The following is a 21,372-nucleotide window of genomic DNA, read 5'->3' on the forward strand; positions in this document are numbered from 1 at the left end:
CGATGAGCGCCGGCACTTGCGACGGTATTGGGCGAGGCGTAATCAGCAGTGATGGCTCATCGCCTGGCCTAAGAGGTGTCCGAAATGGCCGCGAGGTACGCGCGGTGATTGTAGGAGGTCGCCAAGACCGACTAGGCGAAGCCTTAGTGGGCGCCCTATCTCACAACCGATCGGTGACTTCTGCAGAACTCGTCGAAGAGGCTGCAGAGGCCGCTATATGGTCTTGGTTTGGCTCGGCGGACCTCGTGGTGGTGTTCCCAGACGCTGCGCCGTTTCCTAAAAAGCTCGTATCCGAACTCGAGTCCCACGGCTGCGCTCTGGTTGGCGCATTCGAAGCCGGTGATGTAGAGGGTGAGGCGATTCTCGCGAAAAACGCCGTGCGAACAAGAGTGCCCTTGGGCGCAGATCTGGATTCGGCTGTCTTTCAGATCCTCCGAGTCGCCTCGGGTTCGGCTGAGACAGGCCAGAGCTGTGCACGATCTCGGGGATCACAGGCATTTGAGCGACATGAGAGTGTCGTCCCCTCTGCAGTGCGCCGGCCGCGATCGATCGGGGTTGCATCTCTCGGCCACTCGGCAGGGGGTACTACTCTTACGATTGCTCTGGCGCGTGTGCTGGCACAGGCGGGATGGTCGGTAGCGGTTGGCGATGTCGACTGCCAGACATGGGGTTTATCTCGGTGGCTTGGGGTGGCAAAGAGAAAAGATCCTTCAGTCGATGGCGCCTGCAACCGCGATCACCTCGGTGACTCTGGCGAGATTTGCTGGCGAATTCAACCTCTTTCCAGCAGGGAGTTGTTGGCGTGTGCAAAGAACCGTCCAGATATCGCAGAAGAAAGTGGGGACCCCGTCTCTGGACGCGTTTCGCCTTTTCTTCCCCTGCGGCCCGTGGTGTTGGAGCTACAGCGGAGAGCTGAGGCCGTCATACTCGATGCGGGCTCAATAACCCGGGGTGTCCGCCGGTCTCTAGGTATGGCCCTCCTCGGCTCAATCGGCGGATCCATGGGAGCCGACCCCCTTGCTCAGCGAGGGTGGATCTTGGTTTGCCGAGCGGATCCCGGCGGGGTGAAAACCTTCATTGAAACCTGGGGACGCGTCTGTGGAGCACTGGGAGACTCCACAAACCTTGTAGTGGCCCTCAACTTGCTTCCAGAAAAGGTTCCTCTTAGGAAACTGAGAGCCCACTGCAAGGCTCTCGTTTCGGCCACGGGATGCAGCGCTGTGGTCTGCCTTCCTCACGATCCTCGCTTGCTCAACCTTTTTTGGAGTACTCGCTTGCCGAGTTCGGACCTTGGCGGGACCGAGTTCACCGCTGCAGTGCGGTCGTTAGCTGAGTCGGCTGGCTTTGAGATTCCCGCTTTTGATGGCGCCAATGGCAATGGCTCCGGCGGCAGATCGAAGTTGTTCTGCGGTTCTTTCGTGGCTGCTGTTATCGCCAGGAGGAAAAGAGATGCATAGCAATGCCATGTCGATTTTGGAAGACGATCTAAAAGAGCGGATCCGTAATGAGGCAGTTTTGGACCCGCCATCTCTCTATCGCGTGGCCAAAGAAGTTGTTCGCAGCTACAGGCAACGAGCTTTGACGGAAAAACTGCCTTTGCTGACAGACGGGGAATCAGACGGAGATTTGGCAGGAGAGTTGATTAAGCGCTTCTCCGGCTTCGGAGCTTTGGCAGACCTGCTCGCGGATCCCGCTGTCGAAGAGGTCTGGGTGAACAACCCAGGAAATGTTTTCGTGTCGCGTAGAGGTGTACACGAGCGAGTTCCGGTACGAATCAATTCGAAAGAAGTAAGAGATCTAGTCGAGAGAATGCTGGGTTTCACCGGGAAGCGTATCGACAGAGCATCTCCCTTCGTGGATGCTTCGCTGCCCGATGGAAGTCGTCTACATGTCGTGATTCCCCCTGTCACGCAACACTGGACTCTAAACGTCCGAAAGTTCACCGGCATAGAGGTGAACGACTTGGACGAGCTAGTGTCTCGAGGATCTCTTAGCGAACACGCGTCTTCTTTTTTGTCGGTTTCTGTCCTTGCGGGGCTGAACATCGTCGTGGCAGGAGCTGTTGGCGCTGGGAAGACGACTATGCTCAACTGCTTGGCTTCCGCTATACCAGCGTCCGAGCGAGTTGTCACCTGCGAGGAGATTTTCGAGTTGAGCATTGATCACCCTGATCTCGTAGGGATGCAGTGCAGAGAGCCCAACATGCAAGGAGAGGGCGAAATTACGCTGCGCCGTTTAGTCAAGGAAACGCTTCGAATGCGCCCCGACAGAATCATCGTTGGAGAGGTAAGAGGCGCAGAGGCTTTCGACATGCTAATCGCCATGAACACGGGTTGCGCCACTATGACTAGTGTCCATGCGAACACCGCTAGAGAGGCTGTAAGAAAGCTGACAGCCCTGCCGTTGTTGGCCGGGGAGAACATTTCAAAGGAGTTCGTTGCCTCGACAGTCGCCTCCTGCATCGACCTAGTGGTTTTTTGCAAAAGAGAAAGAAGGAGCGGATTTCGCTACGTTGACGAGATTCTCGCCATCGGTGATCAGCTTGCTCCGGATGGCGTAACCGCGTCCCCCATTTTTAGCCGGGAGGAGGGACAACTGGTTTGGACCGGTGAGTTTCCCAGAAATTTGGCCCGCTTCGAGGATGTAGGGATCGATCTTTTGGATGTGCTACGGGACGGCGAGCGGGCATCGGTACGGGTTGGGGCTCAAGCGGGAGGAGAGCGAGCATGAGCGTTCGTGCTATGGCGGTGTATGTAGCTTTTCTCGGCGCGGCTCTTGGGGGATATCTAGCAATCGAGCAGTTCTTTTTCAGAAGCCAAAAAGCATATAACGCCCCGCGGACCAGGCATCCAAAAAGTGCTAAAACATTCTCTAGCTTGGTCGCAGACGAGGCCGCCTCATACTCCCCGCCGATATTCAAAGATGCAATTTTCTCTAGCGTTGCAGCCTTTGCGAAAACGCTGGTTCCTTATTTAGGTGCCTCGGCAGCCTCCGGGATGACTGCTTATCTAGTGACCGCGGTTCCCGCTCTCGGGGTGTTGGGAGCAGTGGCCGGTGTGTGGATTCCAATTTCTATTTCGAGCATGCGGAAGCGTCGTAGGGTAGAGAGGATACGGTCTAGCTGGCCCGATGCCTGCCGCCATTTAGTAGCCAACCTCCAGGTTGGAGACTCGCTGCCTCGAGCGCTTGCAGCGTTAGGATCGAGTGGACCGGCAGAGCTTCGCCCGTACTTTGCGCGCTTTGCACGCCGATACTCCGCCACTGGCGACTTTGACAGCTCTGTCGAAGCACTGGGGTCCGAGCTCGAGTATGCGGGCATCCATCAGCAACTCGGAGCGCTCCGATTGGCACACCGCTCAGGGGGATCGGAGCTAGTGTCAGTTTTGAAGACCGCAGCAGAGCTGGCATCTGAACGCCTAAGCATAGAGCGCGACATCGAAGCTCGGCAGTCGTGGACAGTTACGGCGGCGCGTATCTCCGCTGCGGCACCCTGGGTGATCGTAGTACTCCTCTCATTGAGGCCAGCAACGGCCGCAGTTTATTCGACAGCGCTCGGCACAAAGGTGATCGTGGGCGGGGCGATTGCGACGGTGTCCGGATACGCCCTCATGTCGAAAATCGGAAAGGTACCTTCAAGGTGAGGGCACTGGATCCGACCCTCCTGTTCCCACTTGTGGCGGCTTTTGTAGGTTGCCGTCTGCTCCTCACGAACAATCTCGCAGAGGTGGCGTGGGCTCGCCGAGCGGTCGCATCATTCCCTAGTCGAGTCCAGAAGTATCTTGTCTCATCTGGTCTCGACGTCGATTTACAGCTAGCAGGAGTAGGACTGGATGCTACGAGCTTCCGAGCGTGCCAACTTGCTTTTGCAACAATAGGCGCGCTGGTTGGCGGAACCCTATATTCGGCGGTTTCGGGGGCTTCCAGAATAGGACTGTCAGGTTATACCTGGCAAGGCGGAATACGTCAGCTCGCTGCTACGACTCTCTTTGCCGCGTTTGTGTCAGGAGGCGGCTTGGAGTTTTTTGTCAAGCATAGAGCAGAAAAGGCCCGTGACAGAGTCGCCGCTGATGTGGCCAATCTGGCCGATCTCTTGTGCATAGCTATCTCATCGGGCGAAAGCGTCCGTAGTGGATTAGCAGCGATCAGTGGTTTGGTGGAGCACCCATTGCAAAGCGAGGTCACTACTGTGGTTGCCGCGGTTACCTCGGGGACTCCTTTTGAAGTAGCTCTCACTGCGTTCGCCGAACGTATACGCCGTCCCGCGGTCAACGTATTGGCGGAAGCTCTTGGCAGAGCTCATGAAAGGGGGGTGGGCTTGACCGATCAGCTTCGCGCACTGGCTAGAGACGTGAGAGAGGCACGCAAGGCCGCGGTCGTCGAGTCGATGGGAAAGAGGCAAATGTTGATGATCGTTCCAGTGGTGTTTCTCATCTTGCCCACAGCCCTTGTGTTTGCGGCGCTTCCAGGGTTTTACACCTTGAGGCTCGTAATGGGTTGAGGTCACTGCTGCTTCGGAGGTTGAAGCGCAGGTAAGCCAAGAAAACAATCAAAACCCGAATAAAAAAGGAGGGGGGAGTGAAGCAATCAACAACACGTCCTGTCAATTGCAATTCCACAGTCGCAAATAGCCCAGGTCCTTCCTGTGGGAGCCAACTGTTTGTTTTTCGGAAACGCTTTTGGACCTGGCTGGCCACCTTCGCTTTTTTGACGTTATCGATTGTTGTGTCTTCGATAGCGGCGGAATGGGCTGATTACTTCCGTTCGAAGCGACGCATTTTCTTTCGCGCACAAAGAGGTGCGAGTTCGGAGGACGGGTCGATCGGAGAGTGGGTGATGATCTTGGTGATGGCTGTCGGAATAACTTTGTTTATTTGGGCGATCGCTCAGCCCATGCTCGGCTCGATTCTTACCAGGGCATTGTCCAAGCTCTTTAGGTGAGCTGGGTATGCGCACGTATTCCGCACACAAATTTCGATCGAACGATTCTGTAGGGCTCTACAAAAGCAGCGAGTCGGAAGCTCAAAGCGACACAGGCTCTGTGACAGTCGAGTTTTTGGCTTCGCTCGTCCTTTTGGTAGTAGTACTCGTCGTGTCGATAGACATCGGGATCTTTGCCTATGTCCGCAATCTCGTGCACGCTGCTGCAGCTGAGGCTGCCCGGACCGCAGCCCCCTATGGAACGCATGTCTCTTCTGCAAAAGTTCGCATAGATCAACTACTGCCCGATGTAGTCGGTGAGTACTCTCGCGCGTTGAACGCCTATGTTCGAGAAGATGGCGACTTTGTGGAAGTAGAGGTCCAAGGCGAATTCGTTCCCTCCGCACCCTTTCTTCCCCGACTTCCCCTCCGAGCAAAGGCCTGGGCATTTCGAGAGGAAAAAGCGGTTCAGCGACGATGACGCGATCTGCCAACCACTGTTCAGAGCAAGGGAGTGCCCTGGTAGAGGTAATTTTGGTGGGGATGGCTCTCGCATTATCTTTAGCTTTCTCGATTGCAGCTTTGAGCGAGGCACAGCGCGTCGCACTAGCTGTGTCTGCTGCATCGAGAGACGCCGCTCGATCGGCCTCGGTGGCACGGTTCGAAGCTGCTGCTAGAGAATCGGCCGTGGCTTCTGCTAGCGGCGTGCTGCGGACTTATGGTCTCGATCCGTCAAGAGCCCATATATCATTGGAAGGCAGGCTGGCGCGTGGATCCAGTGTGGAGGTGGCTGTCACTTACCCACTCCAAATTTCATTGGGTGGGGCACTCCACGCCTCGTTGCCAATCACAGTTTCTTCCAAGAGCCGATTCGAAATCGGCCCGCACTCACCGGTTCCGAAATGAAGCGCGAACATTCAAACCTCGATTTCGAGTCTGGGCAATCTTTCCCTCTGGTTATGGCAGTACTGATGATCGTTCTAGCTATTGGGGGTCTCGTTCTCGACGGATCACGAGCGTTTCTAATCCGACGGCAGCTTCAGAACGCGCTGGATGCCGCGGTGCTTGCTGGTGCAGGGCACGTGGATCTTGAGAAATTCAAAGGTTCCATAGAAAACAATCTCGAACCCGAGCGTTTAGCAGCAGTTTCAGCAGCCGAAAGAGTATTTACGGTCAATGCTCCCACGGGATCTCGTGCTTGGTTTCAGGTGCAGGGGGCACGAGTGGAGGGAGCCGCTGTTTGTACGGTTTCGTTCGTGTTGCTGCCTTTAGTAGGCCTCAGTGGCTACGAGGTGCACGTCCGCGCTTCAGCTTCACCTGTTCTCATAAGCGGCGGGTAAGCTGTACTCATCCTGAATATGCGAGTGAAGAGCCACCTATACCCTAGCGATGACTGAACAAAACGCAAAAGACCACACAATAGAGGAGCGCGCGTCCACGTCTTCTTCGCAAAGCGAAAACCGGGGCAGTGCCCGATCCGATTCTAAAGTTGTGCCTGTTGCCGAGACCCATTCAGGTATCCAACTACGGCTTTTTTACAGACCGGAAGACATAGCGGGCTTCGACTACGACAGCGACCTGGGAGACCCGGGCGAGTTTCCTTTTACCAGGGGCATTCATCCGACCATGTACAGAGGTCGCCTGTGGACGATGCGCCAGTACGCCGGCTACGGAACCGCGGAAGAGACCAACCAGCGATTCAAGTACCTGCTCGCGGCTGGTCAGACGGGACTGTCGGTTGCATTTGATCTTCCCACCCAGATGGGGTTGGACTCCGACAACCCCAGGGCAGCGGGGGAGGTGGGCAAGGTCGGGGTCGCTATTGACACCGTTGACGACATGAGAAGACTTTTTGAGGGAATCCCTCTCGAAAAGGTTACGACATCAATGACCATAAATGCCCCCGCCTCCCTTTTGTTATTGATGTATCAGATCGTAGCCGAAGAGCAGGGTGCGGACCCCAAGAAACTAGGAGGGACGATTCAAAACGACATCCTCAAGGAGTATGTAGCGAGGGGCACATACATATTTCCTCCTCGCCCCTCGATGCGGATCGTAACCAACACGTTCGATTACTGTCGGCGAAACCTTCCTCGCTGGAACACGATCTCGATCTCGGGGTATCACATACGGGAGGCAGGTGCCACAGCTGTGCAGGAGCTTGCCTTTACGTTGGCAAACGCTATCGCGTACGTAGAAGCCGCGCTCGATGCAGGATTGGAAATTGACGAGTTCGCGCCCCGACTCAGCTTTTTCTGGAACGGACACAACAACTTTTTCGAAGAGATAGCCAAATTTCGAGCCGCTCGGCGGATGTGGGCTAGCATCTGCAGAGACCGCTTCGGTGCCAAAAATCCAAAGTCTTGGTTGATGCGCTTCCATACGCAGACAGCCGGATCCATGCTCACCGCTCAGCAACCGGAGAACAACATCGTAAGGACGGCCATCCAAGGACTCGCGGCGGTGCTGGGAGGAACGCAGAGCCTTCATACCAACAGCTTTGACGAGGCGCTGGGGCTGCCAACGAAGAAGGCAGCTAGGATTGCGCTGAGGACTCAGCAGATCATTGCGTACGAGTCCGGGGTTGCAGACGTTGTCGATCCACTAGGAGGCAGCTGGTACGTCGAGTCGCTAACAAACGAGGTAGAAAAGGGTGCCCAAGAATATCTCGACAAGATCGAGCAAATGGGGGGAGCGGTGGCAGCTATAGAGGCCGGCTACATGCAGTCGGAGATTGAGGCAGCCGCCTACCGCTGGGCTCAGGAGGTCGAGACGAAAAAGCGATTGATCGTAGGGGTTAACGAGTTTATCGAAGACGAAGAGGAACCGCTCGAGGTCCTCAAAGTTGACAAGGCCTTAGAAGAAGCCCAGATTCGACGCCTTGAGGAAGCACGCAAGAAGCGAGATCCGATTGAAGTAGGGGAGAAACTAGAAGCCGTGCGACAAGTTGCCAAGGGAGACGGCAATCTCCTCGATGCGATGAAAGCGGCTCTGAGAGCGGGAGCGACCATTGGCGAGATATGTGACGAACTTAGAGCGGAGTTTGGCACCTACCAACCTCGATTCTGAATCTGACTCGCCAACGACGCTATGCGACGATTCTTCTTCGTGGAAATCGAGCGACTTCAGGCTAGACGGGAAGAGAAGGACAAAGCCCAGATGGACAGCGTTGGGCCTGGCTGGCTCAGCGGTGTACATGTCGTTCGGCGTACTCTCGCTGCTTCCTAGATCGCCTATTGTTCCGCCTTATCCCGCGGACATAGAACGGTTAAGCCCTTACTCCCTCATAGCCCGGTTTTTTCACGGATCCCCGAGCGTACTTGTTGTGGCATTCGTCATTCTGCTCACATCGGCATTTGCGCTCTTTGCGCTTGCACTGAGAGAGGCAAAAAAGCAGCCGCAACGTGCTTTGCTACCAGCTGCATGGGCGGTAGGGTTCGCTATTCTGCTCGTTCCGACTCCTCCGATCGCCAGTCAAGATATCTACTCATACGCCGCTTATGGAAGAATGGCAGCTTTCTACTACGAGAACCCTTATCTCTCTGGGCCTTCGAAGGTGGCACAAGATTCAACGGCCAACTTTGTCGGAAGGATGTGGTGGGACATGCCGAGCGTCTATGGGCCCGTTATGCAGGGGATAGCTTGGGCGTGTGCGCGAGTATTAGGTGGGCTCGGCATCCTGATAATAGGGCTCAAAGCTGTGGCAGCTTTTTTCTTCGCATTATCGCTCTGGCTTCTAATTCGCTGTGCTCAGAAATTGTCGAGGGCAGCCACGGTAGCTGTGGTGGCTGTTGGGTGGAATCCGCTGGTACTCATTCACATAGTGGGCGGGGGCCACAACGATATCCTGGTGGCTGCTGCACTCCTTGGCGGCCTTCTCCTCTTTCTGGAGGGGCACCGCCTTCTAGCTGGCGTCGTTGTTACACTGGGTTCTTTAGTGAAGGTAACTGCTCTGGTTCCTCTTTTTCTCTACATGTTGCTGGTGTGGAGAAAGCGAGAGGATATCGGGGGTTGGCAAAGAGTGGCGTGGCTGGTTTCGTTATCAAGCGCCACGGTGGTTGCTGCGTATGCGCCGTTCTGGAAAGGACTCGATACCCTAAGAGCTCTCGTACGAGTCTCTGGACTACAGACCAGCATATCCGCGCCGTACGTATCTGCTCAGGTCGTTCACTTGGGGTTGGAGTCCCTCGGTGTGAGGCTGTTCGGGGTTTCTGGCTGGGTGGCAATCTTTCGGGTCGCTCTAGGCGTTGTGTTCGGTCTGTACGTGTTGCTTCTCTGCCGCCGACTAGGTCGCTCCGAAGAGCTGCTTCCAGAGGTGTGGGGTAAAGCGTTGCTGGCCTTCTGCTTTACCACTGCCTACCTGCTTCCGTGGTATCTGGTTTGGCCGATGCTCGTACTGGCACTGGTCTCTGAAGGGCAGACTTTTCGTCTTGCGATGGCCGCCGCCTTCGTTTACTCGTTCACCCAACTTCCGGGAGGTTATGTCCTTCTCTCACCAAACATAAGAGCAATTGGAGAAGGGTTAGGGAGGCTGGCGTTCTTCGTTGTTGTGGTGGGATTCGGTATTTGGCTCTGGCTATCGCGTGCAGGGGCTGTTTACGATCTAGGACCACGTATCGGGTTGGCTGCAAGAGCAGACTCGATCCTCTCGCGCGAAGTGGGCAGTGATTGAGAGTAAGCTAATTGATCGCCGGCCCCTGAGGCGATCAAGACCGAGCGCGGCGCTTCTAGGCGCTATCCAAGATCACCAAAACGTCGCCAGCCCCCACCGTGTCTCCCACTTTGCATTTGAGCTCTTTTACGCGGCCGGATACATCCGCAACTACTTGGTTTTCCATCTTCATTGCTTCCAGGATACAAAGCGCATCCCCGGCAGCCACTTGCTGTCCTTCTTCGACGAGTATCTGAACTATCGTTCCCTGCATCGGCGCGGTCACGACTCCAGGCGCAGTACCTGTTGCAGCCCGGGTGGGCGCCACACTGGCTGGGACTTTGGGCTTGTACTTGTTCACGGTACTCAAAGGCCTACTCAAGCCTGCGCCTACGGGCTGTGCAGACTCCGGCAGATATACCTTGACATCGAAACGTTTCGATCCAACTTCTACGACTACCTGGCGTTCCTGATATCCCGGATGAGGTAGTACCGGTTTTGTCGGATGCCCTTTCAGTGATCGGAGGTCTAGTTCTTCCTCGATGAAACGTGTGTAGTGCTTGGCGTCTATGAAATCGGGGTGGGTAAGTATCGCCTTGTGAAGTGGAATGTTGGTGGCGACGCCCTCTATTACTGTCTCTTGAAGAGCTCTCAGCATGCGAGCCCGAGCCTGTTGGCGGTCGCTGCCAGAGGCTATAATTTTTGCCACAAGATTGTCGTAGAACTGGCCTACCTCTGACCCTGCCTCGTATCCAGCGTCGACTCGGATTCCTGGACCCTGCGGCATTTGCCAGGATGTTATGGTACCAGGTGTGGGCATAAATCCTTGAGTGGGGTCTTCTGCGTTGATCCGACACTCGATGGCGTGCCCCCTTCCCACAAGGTCGGCTTGAGAAAATGGCAATGGCTCTCCCGCAGCGATCTTGATCTGTGAAGCTACGAGATCTACCCCGTAAACCTCTTCTGTGACGCAGTGCTCCACCTGGATCCGGGTGTTCATCTCCAGGAAGTAGAAGTTGTCGTCTTCGTCGAGTAGGCACTCGACGGTCCCAGCGCTTTGATATCCGCATGCCCTCACGAGCTTTAGCGCGGCCTCCCCGAGTGATCGCCTGGTTTCATCGCTGATCGAGGGACAGGGAGTCTCTTCTATTACTTTCTGGTACTTGCGCTGGCAAGAGCAGTCCCTCTCTCCGACGTAGACCGCATTGCCGTGCAAGTCGGCAAGAACCTGGACTTCTACGTGACGCGGCCGGGCAATGTATCGCTCTAAATACACGGAGTCGTCTCCGAAATAGGAGCTGGCTTCACGTCGGGCAGAAATAAATGCTTGTTCGGCTTCTTCTTCGGAATGGACAACCCGCATGCCCTTGCCACCCCCCCCAGCGGAGGCCTTGATTGCGACTGGCCAACCGTGCTCGTTCGCAAATTCCACGATTTGAGAGGGTGAGGTGATCATTTCGAGAGTCCCAGGGACTGGCGGAAATCCAGCTGACTCGGAGAGTTTGCGGGCCGATACCTTGTCTCCCATGGCTGCTATGGCCTCGGGAGACGGTCCGATCCACGTCATCCCCGAGTCTACGACTGCGGCTGCGAAGGTCGCATTTTCTGCGAGAAAACCGTACCCGGGATGAACTGCCTCGGCGCCCGATTCCCGCCCTACTTCTAAGATCCTTTCGATCTTTAGATAGCTTTCTGTGGCTGGAGAGTCCCCAATGTAATACGATTCGTCGGCCAACCTAGTGTGTAGGGAGTTTCGATCGAAGTCGGAGTAAACAGCGACCGCTTTTACGCCGAGGTCCCGACAGGCGCGGATGACACGAACAGCAATCTCCCCACGGTTTGCAATCAAAATCTTCTGGAACATTACCCTCTCACAAAGCGATCTTTTGTCGGCAAGCGCAGTATAGGCACATCGGCAAGCGCAGTATAGGCGAGTGCCTGCGTTTTGTGCAGCACGAGACCGGGTTGGCGGCTCCCAATCCGGAGTGTGGCTTAGATTTACGATTTAGGTCGTAGGTCACAACGTAATGCGCAGTATATGCAAACGGAGGTAAAAAGAGAGTTGCAGAATCGTATCCAAAGAGCGGACTCCGACACTTCGATCACTGCGGCTGGATCCTACGATGCTCGCCAAATCAACGAAGCTCTGCGCGGACAGCGCTTCTTCAGAGCACTCGTAGTCGAAAAAATCGACTCGACCAATACTGCTCTGTTTGAGCTTGGTCGCGCTGGTGAGCCGGAGGGTCTTGTCCTATTGGCAGAAGAACAGTCCGCAGGTCGGGGACGAATGGGTCGCAGCTGGACATCTCCAAAAGGGAAAAGCATTCTTATGTCCGTTTTGGCCAGGGCAAGAGTTAGCAGCGAAGACGCCGGGCTGGTAAATGCGGCAGCGGGGCTAGCTGTCGTCGATGCGGTGCGAGATGTATCGTCCTTGGATACCAAGCTCAAGTGGCCCAACGACATCGTTTTCGAGGGCAAAAAGCTTGGGGGAATACTAACCGAGCGGGGATCCGATCGAGAGGGGCGCCCGTTTTTCGTCATAGGGATTGGCCTGAACGTCGAATGGAGGCCGGAAGATTTTCCGCCGGATATTGCCGAAACCGCAACCGCGCTGTCGATCGTAGCGGGCTCACCGCCCCAGAGGCGAGCTCTGGCAATCTCAATCGTTCGCAAGCTCGGGTACTGGCTCGCCGAGCTGGAATCGGGCCCTCGGGACCTTGCGGCGAGCTACAGAAGAGCCGTTTCGACCATCGGCTTGAGGGTGCGAGTCAAGCTACTCCAAGACGAGCTCGAGGGCGTGGCTGTCGACATCGACGAGCGTGGGGATCTGGTTGTGGCTTTGGACTCCGGAGAGCGCAAGGTGATCGTGGCGGGAGACGTTAGAGAGGTCCGAGCAGCCTAGGCCACGATGGCGCTCGTCATTCTCGTCTCGGCGAGGGACAGTACCGCTCTACCATCTCCCTGTAGATCTGGTGGAGCCGTGCGGTTTTACTTCCGGGACGACCCTCTCCAATCTCGTCGCCATCGACTTCTACTAAAGGGATCAGCTCTCTGGTCGAGGACGTGATAAACGCTTCCTCCGCATCGACTAGGTCGATCGGCGACAGTGCTCGCTCTTGAGGTGTCAACCCAGCTTTTGGTGCCAATTCCAACACGATCTCTCGGGTGATGCCAGGTAAACAGCCCGACCCTGTATCAGGTGTGTACAGATCCGAGTATTTCACCAAGAAGATGTTGGATGCCGCACCTTCGCACAGATCTCCCTCCGAATTGAGAAAAATCCCCTCGTCTGCGCCTGCTTTTTTGGCCATTCTTCTCCCGATTATGTTCTCTACGTAGCTGGTGGTTTTGATCCCTGTTAGAGTCGACCCGGTGGATTTCCGGATGGGCAAAATTACTGCCCTAGCCCCTTTTCGGTACAGCCTGTCGGGAAGGGCGTCTAGCGGATGGGCGAGGATAATCATGGTCGGAGAAGTGGGTCCTGTGGGTAGTAGGCCGGGTCCCCCGGGTCCAGATGTCATTGTCAACCTGACTCTCGCCTCTGAGAGGCGGTTGGCGGCGAGAAGCTTGGCGATCGCATCCTCGACATAGCGCAGCGGAGGAAGAGGGATTTCCAGAACCCGGGCGCCGGCTTTCATCCGCTTGTAGTGGCGGCCGAGGGCAAAGACTTTCCCGTTGTAGGCTCGCATCGTTTCGAACAGCCCTTCGCCCAAAAGAAGGCCGCGGTCCAGCACACTGACCTTAGCTGAGCGCTCGGGTACAAGTTTGTCACCGAGCCAGCAGTATCGCGGCACCAAACCTCCGGTTACTCCTAGACATCATGTTCAAGGAGCATAACCAAACGTTACGGTCCCGCCGCGGACCACTGCTCCCAGTGCAGGGTCGGAAGCGAAGTACATTGGTCGTTCTACGACGACATCGGGGCCCGATCTCACCGTCAATCGCGCCGACACCTCTCGCCAGGGGCCCACATCGGAGTTGACGTTGAAAGTGGCCCTGCTCGAAGGTGCTATCGCCCTCTCTATCGTTACCGGGACTCCTCCGTCGTTGAAGACATACTCGAACCGCACCACAGCCGTTTCGGTGAGAGAGGGGTTCTGCACTGTCAAGTACTCTACGAATCCTCCGCCGGTGTATCCCTCCGAGAACAGCCACGATGTAGCGGGGCTCTGAATGCCAGCGGCGTTGTGTCCTGCTGTGACAAAGGTTCCTAAAGCCGGGTCTGCATGAAAGTACATCGGTCGCTCCACTACCAAAGCTGGCATACCCGCCGGCACAGACACCTTGACGGACACCTCCTTTCCCGGCCCAACGATGTCATTGACTCTAACGGTGAAGCGGGAGTTAGAAGGTATGCCGAAGCTTTTCTTGATCTGAGGTAGCCCAGCGTTGAAATTGAAATCGACATCCGCCTGGGAGGGCTGAGAAGAAGGGTTTTGGAAAGTCAAGTACTCCACAAAGCCCGGTCCCGTGTAACCCTCCGCGAAATACCACGAAGAACGGGGAGCGGATGTCCCCGGCTTTGCGTGTCCCCCTCTCACTACCGCTCCCACCGCAGGGTCGGCGACGAAGTACATTGCCCGTTCGGCAACGACCCCCGGTCCCGACACCACACTTACTTTGGTCGATACCTCTTTTCCTCCTCCCACTACCGAGTTGACGTTTACTGTGAAGCGAGCTTGAGGACCCACAGTAACTGCCATAGACGATGGAGGCACCCCGCCGTTGAAGGCGAAGTCCAGTCGAACCTGGGATGGCGCTTCTGCAGAGGGATTTAGAAGGGTCAAGTACTCCACAAAGCCCGGCCCCGTGTAACCCTCCGCAAAATACCACTCGGTTTTAGGTGATCGTACTCCCATGGCGTTGTGACCATCGGCTACCCAAGACCCCGTTCCCGGATCGCCTGAGAAGTACATGGGCCGTTCGAGCAGCACTCCTGGGCCTGCCAAAACGCCTACCCTCACCCCCACCGATTTCGCCGGACCGACGATCGAGTTGGTCAGCAATGTCCTGCGCGACTTTTTCGGGACTATCGTAGAGAACTCGACAGGGATCCCACCCTCTGGGTAGAGGGTGAGAACTACTGACGCATCAGTGATCTCGTGGTTACCGAGCGTAAGATAGTGAACAGATCGGAACCCCGGGTTGCCTGTGTAGCCTTCTGCGGTGAAAAACGCATAGGGTAGCCCTGAATGAGGAGTGGGAACCTTGCCTGAGGAGGTTGCGGGAGCCGAATACTCCGGTATCCCGTTGTGCGAGAAAAGGGCATACGAGTAGGGAGCTCCGTTGGTCAAACCGTAATCGACGTAAGACTTGGCTTTGCCATCAAAGATTACGGTCCCATCGGAAGGATTGGCCGGTGGCACAGTTCCTGCTTTTCGGACGACCCGTACTCCGCTGAAGTTCCCGGCGGTAGAGTAATCCCAAAACAAAAGTACTTGTCCATCTTCCTCGCGCATTACGAGATTCGATGGAGGCGGAGGGGGAGGAAGTGGGGTGGCACTAGCGAAAGCCGGCGAGGAAAACTCCCCTGAGCCATCGTCGAAGAAAGCTCCGTAGCAATACGTCGTTCCGTTCACGACCGCCGTGTCGGTGAAAGTATTTGCAGACCCCTGGAAAACAACGGTTCCGTCGGTAGGAGAGGCAGGGCAGGCGGGTGCCAGTTTGCGTAGCAGTTTGGATGCCACCGCCGGGGTCGAATTCGTAAACCACCGAAGCCTTACCTTACTGTCTCCGGGAGTAGCTTCTAGCGTGTAGACGAGCGGGGAGAACTTATTGGCCTGGCGCTGGGGATCCCTCTTGAACTGTGGCCACGGTGCTGGCCAGGTCGGGTTCGTCTTCATAGGCGCTAGCAGCCATGCCGCTCCCCTCGAGGGGTTCTCATGAGTGCCCCCGGCCACAAACAATTCCGGTTTTCCGTCTCCGGTGAGATCTCCAACTGCAGCCGAGTTTCTGAACTGCCTTCCGTAGACGCTGCCCGGAATTCCCCATGAGTAAAACGTTGCTTGCACACCCCAGGATGCTCCTATGGCGTGTATATGCGCGTCACCGCCGCCAAAGATCGCCTCAGGGCGTGCATCTCCTACAACGTCCGCTATGATCGGCGAACCTGTGAACGGATAACTCTGGATAGCGTTTGGGTCTCCACCGTCCTGGTCTGCCAGACGCAATCCAAAGCGGTTGTAAATCGACATTTTTCCGCAGTTCCAGGTGGTAGGGGGATCCCACGGGCACTGGCGTATGTCGGCAAGTGCGACTTCGTCGTATCCATCGCCGTCGATGTCTCCCAGAGCAGGGCTAGAGAAGATTCTTGCGTTCTGGGATGAAACGCTCACCGGCCATCCTTGAAGGTATACGATCGATTTGTCGTCGACCCAGGTGCCACCTCGGAAGCTGCTCCACAAGTCGATGGCGTGAATGCGATGCGCAGCTCCCACGTTGGTCCCGTTCTCTATGTAGTTGTTTGTGCCAAATACCGCGTCTGCCCGTCCATCTTTGTCGATATCTCCTATCGCCGGCGTAGACCAGATTGGGGTATCCATGCACTTGGGGAAGCCGGGGATCGGATTGCCGTTGGGATCAAGCGCAAGAAGAAAGCCACGCACCAAGTACCCTGCGTAGTACTGCGGGCAGCCGAGGTGGCCGCCTGGATTGCCCCCACCCAAGTCGGTCCCGATCACGGTTGCTAAGTAGTTTTGCCCAGGAATTTTGGTGAGAGCTGGCGAAGACCAAACCGTATCAGCGATGAACACTGCCCATTTCAACTGTCCGTTCCAGCTGAGCGCTCTCACCCACATAGCAAAGTCGCCGAAAACAATCTCTGGGCGGCCGTCAGCATCGATGTCTCCGATGGCAGGGGTTGAGAAAACCCCCTCTTTTACTTGGTAGTGGCTTCGACTGTTGGGGTTGCCGTTCCAGAAGATCCAGATGCCGCCGAAATCCTGTCTCCACGGGTCAGGGTCTCCTGGCTGGTAAAGGCGGCCTGCACCGATGACGATCTCGGAGACGCCGTTTCCATCCAAGTCGGCTATTGCAGGGGAAGAACCCATGTAAGTACCGACGCAAGCTGGAAAGCCAGGAAGACTGCCAAGCGTAGAGCTCCCGTTGTATACGAACGCATGGACGCACCCGTCATTGGTTCCCACAAATGCGGCAGGGGGTAAAGGGCCAGGCCCATCTAGGTCGGCGATCACAGGACTGGAATGGTCGAAGTTGGATCCCAGGTCGGTTCCCGGAAGGTTCGACCAGCTTCCTTGGAGTCCGATAATTGGACTCCAAGCTATGGTCGAAAACTGTGGCACGCCGGTCAGATGGCGTGCGTGGGCTACTTTTTGAGAATCAACGAGCGCGTTCGATGAAGCTAAGACCGCCACTACTGCGGCTACGAGAAAAGTTCGTTTTGTCCACATATCGATTTGATTATCGGCGTCGGAGCCGTCGCTTTATAGCCTCCGCAGTCACCCACGCCAGTGCCTCGGCGACGATTTTTCCCGACATTTTCGATTCGCCAACTCGGCGGTCGGTGAAAGTAATGGGTACTTCTACAATGTCGGCTCCGAGAAGGAAGGCCTTGTAAGCCATCTCTATCTGGAATGCATAGCCGTTCGTACGAACCGAGTCGAGGTCTATTCGCTCTAGTATCGAGCGCGAGTAGACGCGGAAACCAGCTGTGGCATCCCTTATGGGCAGTCCTAGCGCTACAGCGGCATAAAGGTTTCCGCCTCTGCTCAGCAATAGCCTCGCTTTTGACCAGTTTTGAACCTTTCCCCCGTTGACATACCGGCTTCCGATAACTAGGTTGGAGCCGTCGCAGGCAGCGATGAGCTCTGGTAATGCCTCCGGATCGTGTGAGAAGTCGGCGTCCATTTCGACAACAGAGTCGAAGTCTCTCTGCAATGCCCACCGAAAGGCGTCTCTGTATGCGGACCCCAAACCTGCTTTAGCGGGCCTATGGAGCGCGAATACACGACTGTCTTCTTCGGCTAACTTGTCGGCAATCTCGCCGGTTCCGTCAGGAGAGGAGTCATCGACGACGAGAATTGACGCCTCGGGGACTCTGGCTAGAACTGACGACACGATTGCTCCTAGGCTTTGAGCTTCGTTGTATGTTGGCAGGGCTATGAGCACTTTCATTTGCTGATTTCACGGTCGTTGGTTGGAGTAGGGCTTTCGAAAGTGTCCCGAAGCAGACCCTTTGGGTTTTCGATAAAAAGACAGAGCCTCGCTGCAGTGGGAAGAGGTTTAGTAGTTACGTTCCTTCTCTTGGGGCTTTCAATTCTGCTTGTCATCCCTGAACGACTCGATTTCTCGCATTCGTTTCTGGAAAACCCAGGGGATCCCTCGTTGTACGTAGCGACGTGGCGTTGGCAGTGGCGTGCGCTGACGCAAGGCTACATACATCAGTTCTGGCAGGGATGGTTCTTCTACCCCAAAAGGTGGGTGATGGGATATACAGAACACATCCTCGGTCTGATGCCACTTTTCAAGGTATTCGAATGGATGTTCTCATCTGCAATTGCTGCATTCACTGCCGTCGCCGTCTCTCTTTTCATTTTCGATGGCTGGGCAGGTTACATGTTGGGAAAAAGGATAGGCCGCTCCTACGGGGCGGGCGTAGTCGGCGCTGTGGCGATGAGCTTTTCTGCTTTTCACTTCAACCAGATAGGACACATGCATGTCAGTTCCTACTTCACCGTTCCTTTGATTTTGCTACTTCTAGAAGACCTCTTGGGAAAGCCATCGATGGCGAGGGCAATGCGACTAGGCGTGCTGTGGGGAGCCACACCGCTTTTTTCTTACTCCAGTTGGGCGATTGCGAGCGTGGCGATCCCATTCTTTGCCCTGGCATGGCTAGGGGTCAACGGGGAGCTCCGACGAAAGGATCTTTTTGAAAGTAGTGATTCTTCCGTGGATGACGCTAGCTCCGTGGGGAGGATCCAAAAATCATCGAGAGGTACTTGCGACACCGAGGGAGCTTCGTCCGCTCGCAGAATAGTTACGGGAAAACTCGTAATGTATCTAGGTGGCTCCGCTCTTGTGATGCTTGTAATAGCGGCTCCACTTTCGCTCCAGTTGATTAAGGCACGCTCAGAGGTCAACGTTACCAGATCCCCTGTCGAGATAGCGATTTACTCGGTCAAGCTATCAAACCTCTTCCAGCCTTCCGAGCGGTCCATTGCGTACAAGCACTTACCTGCACCTGTCGGCAAAAACGACAAGATGGAGACGATAGCTTACATAGGTGTATCCGGGGTGGTGCTACTTCTCATAGGCTACTTCTGTCCGCTCGGTAGGCTCACGCTGGTACGCCTTTCTCAGCGGAGGCAAAAGAGAAACGGTGAACGCGCCAATACGAGATCGTTTTCGAACCGGAGCGATACGCGCCCCGAAATGGATGATTTTCTCGATGCAAAGTTGGTAAAGAGGCTTACTCCCTGGCTCGTCACTGCTATTGTCGGGATCTTTTTCATGCTCGGCCCTGAAATGCGAGTTCGCAGGAGCTGGGCGGGAGTACCCGGTCCTTACAGACTTCTCACTGTGGTACCTGGACTGTCACAGTTCAGAGCCGCGGGTCGATTTTCACTTCTCGTCTATATCTTCGTAGCAGCCTGCGCAGCTTCGGCGTGGGCTCGGCTAGCGAGGCGTTCCTGGGTGGGATCGCTGTTCGTCATGGGAGTATGTGGTTTGTGGGTTTTTGAGTCCGCAATAGCGGTGGGACAGTCCGCTCCTCTTCCAGCAAACATTCGGGAGGCCCCGGTCTATGTGCGATGGCTGGCCCAAGCCGAAAGAGGCCCCAGTGTGGAGTTGCCTATCTACGCGCCCGGCGTGCCCTCTAGTGCGGAGGCAGAAGCAGTGCGTGTGTATTTATCTACGTACGATTGGCAGCCTCGGGTAAATGGATACTCCGGATACGAACCTGTCGGCTATCTGGATACGGTGTCGGATCTAACGACGTTTCCGGCCCAAAAAGCTATGGATCGGTTGGAGTCGTTGAGGGTCCGCTACATCGTGGTTGACTTTCCGGCACTCGCTCGCTACAGAAAAGGAGGACCGGATGCGGCTCACTACGGCTGGGAATACCCTGACCTCAATTCTCTAGAAATTGAAATACGAAAAGAAATAGCGTCTACTCCAAAACTAGTGTTGCGCGCTGATTTCGAAGACGTAGCGATATATGAACTAACCGGACGCTAAACCTCTGCTCAATTCACAGAACATACTAGCCCGAAAGTGCGACGAGTTCAGGAGCCAGTGCTAGTAGCCGGCATCGGAGCTTCGATGTGAGTCCCTGTCGCTGTCGCCCTTTTATCGGACAACGATACCTCCTCACCCTCTTCGTGATACTCCTGTTCTACGTTCACTGACCATACGTCATAACAAGCACCAGTAATGTTTCGCACAGCTAGCATCGCAGTGAGCATCGAATGGTCTTGATTGTTGTACTTGTGCATGCCATTTCGTCCCACCGGGTGCAGTCCATCCACAGAGTCGAGAAAATCTCTCAGAGTCTTTATTCGTTGATCGTACCCGCTGTCGTACATTGGATAGGCTTTTGGCATCCGAACCACCCATCCGCGCTCCACTTTTCCGGGCTCTATGAGGCCTAGTTTTAGTAGTTCTTCTTCGCCTAGTTTTACGAGAGCATCGTCTGACATACTCCACAGGTCGTCGCCTTCGAAGACGAAGTACTCAAGCCCGAGGCACGTTTTTTTAGGATCCGGAACCATCTCGGGGCTCCAATTTTTGAAATTCTGAATCCGACCAAGTTTTACGTCCGGTGAGTGGATATAAATCCAGTTGTCTTCGAACAGGTTCTCTTCATTAATCACGAGAGCTACGGTTAGGAAATCTCGGTATCTAAGCCCTTGCGCGGCCTGCCTTACCGCGTCAGGCGGCGGCGGATCCATCTTGGCGACAAGCTCCTTGATGGGCATTGAAGAGATAAAGTCTGTGGCTTGAATTTCATATGGATCCTTACCTTTAGGATGAACGATGACACCTGTAATGCGGTTTCCGTCCCATAGAATCTTCTCTACTTCCGTATCCATGCGCACTTCTATTCCATGTTGTTCAACATAGTCTTTAAATTTTTCCCACATCATTCCGGGCCCGAGACGTGGATACTCAAAACGCTCAATCAGAGTTTTAATTCCCTGCTTTTTTGGTTTGAAGACCGCATTGATAATCGCGGATGTTAGGCTAAGACCTTTGATGCGTTGAGCAGCCCATTCTGCCCGGATCTCGGTGCATGGTACGCCCCATACCTTTTCTGTATAGGTTTTAAAGAAATGCTTATATAGCCGTTGACCAAACTTGTTGATTATGTAATCTTCGAATGACTCTTCAGTGGGCCTAGGAAATAGACGGGCTTTTATGTAGCTAAGGACACATAAAAAGGCTTCGAATATCCCGAGATTGCGCAATGCATTAAAAGCACGGAGGGGATAATAGTAAAAACGACCCTTGTAATAAATGCGACTCAGTCGAGGGCGAGTAAGGAAATCATCGCCCATCATCTCGTGCCAAAGATCCTCTACTTCTTTCACCTTGGTGAAGAAACGGTGTCCGCCAATATCGAAGCGCCACCCCTCCGCATTTACGGTGCGAGCAATGCCGCCGACAACCGAGTCTTTTTCCACCACCACGCCTGGGATACCATGCTTGGTCATTTCGTATGCCGCGGTTAGGCCGGCCGGCCCGGCGCCGCCCACTACCACAAATCGCCCAGCACGCGCGCCGACGCGTTCTTTCAAGCTAGGGTCGTCGCCTAAGATGGATCGATCTGAAGAAGCCGTATTTCCAAC

At 55.2% G+C, this 21,372-nt stretch carries 17 protein-coding genes; 12 read left to right on the forward strand and 5 right to left on the reverse strand.

Features of this window, described 5'->3' with window-relative positions:
* Positions 1-2: 2 nt before the first annotated feature.
* The 10 genes from C4318_04200 (at position 3) to C4318_04245 (ending at position 9,589) form a co-directional block, all read left to right on the forward strand.
* The gene (locus tag C4318_04200) at positions 3-1,457 is read left to right on the forward strand and encodes a hypothetical protein (GenBank protein ID MER3454343.1); all 1,455 of its coding nucleotides are present in this window, start codon (positions 3-5) and stop codon (positions 1,455-1,457) included.
* Positions 1,450-2,730, forward strand: coding sequence for a pilus assembly protein CpaF (locus C4318_04205; GenBank protein MER3454344.1), 1,281 nt, complete (start codon positions 1,450-1,452; stop codon positions 2,728-2,730). Before C4318_04200 ends, C4318_04205 begins: the two co-directional genes overlap by 8 nt.
* Positions 2,727-3,641: a type II secretion protein F gene (locus C4318_04210; GenBank protein MER3454345.1), complete on the forward strand. Its 915-nt coding sequence runs from the start codon at positions 2,727-2,729 to the stop codon at positions 3,639-3,641. The genes C4318_04205 and C4318_04210 overlap by 4 nt, the downstream gene beginning before the upstream one ends.
* Entirely contained in the window at positions 3,452-4,498 is a 1,047-nt protein-coding gene (locus C4318_04215) for a hypothetical protein (GenBank protein MER3454346.1), read from the forward strand. The genes C4318_04210 and C4318_04215 overlap by 190 nt, the downstream gene beginning before the upstream one ends.
* A 77-nt stretch (positions 4,499-4,575) precedes the next feature.
* The gene (locus C4318_04220) at positions 4,576-4,938 is read left to right on the forward strand and encodes a hypothetical protein (protein MER3454347.1); all 363 of its coding nucleotides are present in this window, start codon (positions 4,576-4,578) and stop codon (positions 4,936-4,938) included.
* A 7-nt stretch (positions 4,939-4,945) separates the two neighbouring features.
* The gene (locus tag C4318_04225) at positions 4,946-5,398 is read left to right on the forward strand and encodes a hypothetical protein (protein ID MER3454348.1); all 453 of its coding nucleotides are present in this window, start codon (positions 4,946-4,948) and stop codon (positions 5,396-5,398) included.
* Positions 5,395-5,823: a hypothetical protein gene (locus C4318_04230; GenBank protein MER3454349.1), complete on the forward strand. Its 429-nt coding sequence runs from the start codon at positions 5,395-5,397 to the stop codon at positions 5,821-5,823. Before C4318_04225 ends, C4318_04230 begins: the two co-directional genes overlap by 4 nt.
* Complete coding sequence (locus C4318_04235) at positions 5,820-6,257, forward strand: hypothetical protein (GenBank protein MER3454350.1); 438 nt, start codon at positions 5,820-5,822, stop codon at positions 6,255-6,257. The genes C4318_04230 and C4318_04235 overlap by 4 nt, the downstream gene beginning before the upstream one ends.
* A gap of 49 nt (positions 6,258-6,306) precedes the next feature.
* Positions 6,307-7,986, forward strand: a complete 1,680-nt coding sequence (locus tag C4318_04240; protein ID MER3454351.1) for a methylmalonyl-CoA mutase — start codon at positions 6,307-6,309, stop codon at positions 7,984-7,986.
* Entirely contained in the window at positions 7,961-9,589 is a 1,629-nt protein-coding gene (locus C4318_04245) for a hypothetical protein (protein MER3454352.1), read from the forward strand. Before C4318_04240 ends, C4318_04245 begins: the two co-directional genes overlap by 26 nt.
* A gap of 55 nt (positions 9,590-9,644) precedes the next feature.
* Here the strand turns inward: C4318_04245 and C4318_04250 are convergent, their stop codons facing one another.
* Positions 9,645-11,432 (reverse strand): carbamoyl phosphate synthase, encoded by a 1,788-nt coding sequence (locus C4318_04250; GenBank protein MER3454353.1) that lies wholly within the window; start codon positions 11,430-11,432, stop codon positions 9,645-9,647.
* Positions 11,433-11,606: 174 nt separating this feature from the next.
* On the opposite strand from C4318_04250, the gene C4318_04255 reads away from it, so the two are divergent.
* On the forward strand, positions 11,607-12,470 hold the full coding sequence (locus tag C4318_04255) for a biotin--[acetyl-CoA-carboxylase] ligase (protein MER3454354.1): 864 nt from the start codon (positions 11,607-11,609) through the stop codon (positions 12,468-12,470).
* A 16-nt stretch (positions 12,471-12,486) separates the two neighbouring features.
* Here the strand turns inward: C4318_04255 and C4318_04260 are convergent, their stop codons facing one another.
* Genes C4318_04260 through C4318_04270 form a run of 3 tightly spaced genes read right to left on the reverse strand, consistent with a single transcriptional unit; the run spans position 12,487 to position 17,701 of the window.
* Positions 12,487-13,362, reverse strand: coding sequence for a hypothetical protein (locus C4318_04260; GenBank protein ID MER3454355.1), 876 nt, complete (start codon positions 13,360-13,362; stop codon positions 12,487-12,489).
* Positions 13,363-13,392: 30 nt separating this feature from the next.
* Positions 13,393-16,977 carry a hypothetical protein gene (locus C4318_04265; GenBank protein MER3454356.1) on the reverse strand — a complete coding sequence of 1,195 codons (3,585 nt, stop codon included), beginning with the start codon at positions 16,975-16,977 and terminating at the stop codon, positions 13,393-13,395.
* Between the two features lie 10 nt (positions 16,978-16,987).
* Positions 16,988-17,701, reverse strand: coding sequence for a dolichol-phosphate mannosyltransferase (locus C4318_04270; protein MER3454357.1), 714 nt, complete (start codon positions 17,699-17,701; stop codon positions 16,988-16,990).
* Here C4318_04270 and C4318_04275 point away from each other — a divergent pair, their 5' ends adjacent.
* A complete protein-coding gene (locus tag C4318_04275; GenBank protein ID MER3454358.1) occupies positions 17,702-19,762 on the forward strand; it encodes a hypothetical protein in 2,061 nt (686 codons plus the stop codon).
* A 47-nt stretch (positions 19,763-19,809) separates the two neighbouring features.
* On the opposite strand, the gene C4318_04280 is transcribed toward C4318_04275, so the two are convergent.
* Positions 19,810-21,285 carry an FAD-dependent oxidoreductase gene (locus tag C4318_04280; GenBank protein MER3454359.1) on the reverse strand — a complete coding sequence of 492 codons (1,476 nt, stop codon included), beginning with the start codon at positions 21,283-21,285 and terminating at the stop codon, positions 19,810-19,812.
* Positions 21,286-21,372 lie beyond the last annotated feature (87 nt).

It is taken from the genome of Acidimicrobiia bacterium, from assembly GCA_040289475.1.
Lineage (GTDB): Bacteria > Actinomycetota > Acidimicrobiia > ATN3 > PSLF01 > PSLF01.